General features: G+C 69.8%; 1 protein-coding gene. It reads left to right on the top strand.

What is annotated here, in order from left to right:
* Positions 1 to 435: 435 nt before the first annotated feature.
* Positions 436 to 2,535: a glycosyl hydrolase family 18 protein gene (locus tag ACVOME_RS18625; protein ID WP_053516938.1), complete on the top strand. Its 2,100-nt coding sequence runs from the start codon at positions 436 to 438 to the stop codon at positions 2,533 to 2,535.
* Positions 2,536 to 2,698 lie beyond the last annotated feature (163 nt).

The raw sequence follows: 2,698 nt of genomic DNA, 5'->3' as shown, positions 1-2,698 counted from the left end.
GCAACAGCAACGTCAAAAGCCGGTTTCCTGCAGGTTGGCGGGGGGGGGGGGGGGGGGGGGGGGGGGGGGGGGGGGGGGACCGCCAGCGGGGGCGGGGGGGGGGACGCGACAGCCGCCCCCCCCCCCCCCCCCCCCCCCCCCCCCCCAACCCCCACAAATCCGCTGTAAGCGACCAACCCCCCAGCCACGAAGGGGCTCCGCCGCTGGCCGCCGACCGCGCGCCAGCGCGCTCCGCCCGAATCCCGGAACCATGCGCTTGCTCACGGATTGACCACGCAATTGATGACAACGTTGTCCCTACCTGGTGCCGGACTCTCTCCCCGGCCTCCCAGGTGCCTCCGTCCGGCCCCTCCCGTCGCCTTCCCCGGCGACGCCCGGACCTGCGTCACGCGCGGCGCCATCGGGGCCCGCGCGCCCTTTGATCGGAGACACACCATGTACGACCCGATTGTGCGCAGTGCCGAACGTTCCACCCGAAGCTGTCGTCCCCGCCGCCTGGCCTGGCTGCTTGCCCTGGCCGCCGGTGCCGCCAGCCTGCCGGGCCTGGCCCAGGCCGCCAGCTGTGCCGGCGTGGCCGAATGGGACCAGGCCAAGATCTATCGCGCCGGCGACACCCTGCAGAAGGGCGGCGTGCTGTACCGGGCAAACCAGGACATCTGGAATGCCCCGCCAGACCATCCGGCCGGTGCGCCCTACTACACCAACCTCGGTGCCTGCGATGGCGGCGGCGTCAACCAGCCTCCCGTGGTCAGCCTGACCTCACCGGCCAATGGCGCTACCTTCAGCGCCGGCAGCACCATCAACGTCACCGCCAACGCCAGCGACCCGGACGGCAGCGTCAGCAAGGTGGAATTCTTCCGCGACGGCAGCTCGATCGGCGTGGATACCAGCGCTCCCTACAGCGCCAGCTGGGCCAATGCCAGCGCCGGCAGCCACACCCTGCGCGCGGTGGCCACCGACAACAACAACGCCACCACCAGCACCCCGACCATCACCATCACCGTCAACGCCGCCAGCGGCGATACCACCGCACCCAGCGTGCCCGGCGGGCTGGCGGTGGGCACCCGTACCGCCAGCAGCATCGCGCTGAGCTGGAGTCCGTCCACCGACAACGCCGGTGGCAGCGGCGTGGCCGGTTACGATGTGTACCGCAACGGCAGCCTGGTCGGTTCTCCGTCCAGCACCAGCTACGTCGATGGCGGCCTGACCGCGTCCACCACCTACCGCTACCGTGTGCGTGCCCGCGACAACGCCGGCAATGCGTCCGCCCAGGGCACGGAAATCAGCGCCACCACCCTGGCCGGCGACGGTGGCGGCACCGGCAAGCGGGTCATCGGCTACTTCACCCAGTGGGGCATCTACGGCCGCAACTACCGGGTGAAGAACATCGACAGCAGCGGTTCCGCCGCGCGGCTGACCCACATCAACTACGCCTTCGGCAACGTGCGCAACAACCGCTGCGAAGTGGGCGTGACCCAGCCGTCGGACCCGAACAGCGGCGCCGGTGGCGATGCGTTCGCCGATTACACCAAGGCCTTCAGCGCCGCCGAGAGCGTCAGTGGCAGCGCCGATACCTGGGACCAGCCGCTGCGCGGCAACTGGAACCAGCTCAAGCAGCTCAAGGCCAAGCATCCGGGTCTGAAGGTGCTGATCTCGCTGGGTGGCTGGACCTGGTCGCGTGGATTCTCCAGCGCGGCCCGTCCGGAGAACCGCCAGGCCTTCGTCGCCTCCTGCATCGACGCCTACATCAAGGGCAACCTGCCGGTGACCGACGGCGCCGGCGGCACGGGCGCAGCGCTGGGCGTATTCGACGGCATCGACATCGACTGGGAATACCCCGTGGCCTGCGGCATCGAGTGCGGCAAGCCCGAGGACAACGCCAACTTCACCGCACTCATGGCCGAGTTCCGCCGCCAGCTCGATGCGGTGCGTCCGGGCCTTCTGCTGACCGTGGCGGTGGGTGCCGGCATCGACAAGATCCGCGTCACCGACCCGGCGGCCTATCACCCGTACCTGGACTACATCAACGTGATGACCTACGACTTCCACGGTGCGTGGGATGCAAGGACCAATCACCAGTCGGCACTGTTCGATTCGCCGAATGATCCGTCCACCGGCGACCAGAAGCTGTACAACAGCAACGACGCCATCGAGGCCTTCATCAGCCGGGGTGTGCCGGCCGCCAAGCTCAACCTGGGCATCGGCTACTACGGACGTGGCTGGACGGGCGTGGCCAATGCCAACAATGGCCTGTACCAGACCGCCTCAGGCGCCGCACCGGGCACCTATGAGGCCGGCATCGAAGACTGGAAGGTACTGAAGAACCTGGCCTGGCCGGGCTACACCGACAACACCGCCGGCGCCACCTGGATCTACAACGGTAGCACGCTGTGGAGTTTCGACACTCCGGCCAACATCACCCGCAAGATGGGCTACGTGAAGACCCAGGGCCTGGGCGGCGCGTTCGTCTGGGAATTCAGTGGTGACGATGCGCAGGGCACGCTGACCAAGGCCGTCAGCGATGGTCTGAAGTAAGGAAAAGGCCCGGGGCGCCCGGCGCCCCCGCCCCGGGCTATTCCCGGGCCGGGGGGGGCCGCCCGGTTCCCCCCCGGCGCCCGCCGGGGGGCGGGGGGGTGGGCCCCGCCCCGGTGGGGGCCTTGGGGGGGTTTCTCCGCCCCGGGGCCGGTCCCCCCCCCCC

This window comes from Stenotrophomonas sp. STEN008, from assembly GCF_056760435.1.
The sequence above is the reverse complement of the archived record's forward strand: the minus strand, read 5'-3'. Positions and strand labels throughout refer to the sequence as shown.

Coding starts and splice junctions, on each gene's coding strand:
- ACVOME_RS18625 (WP_053516938.1), top strand. CDS start 436: ATGTACGACCCGATTGTGCGCAGTGCCGAACGTTCCACCCGAAGCTGT.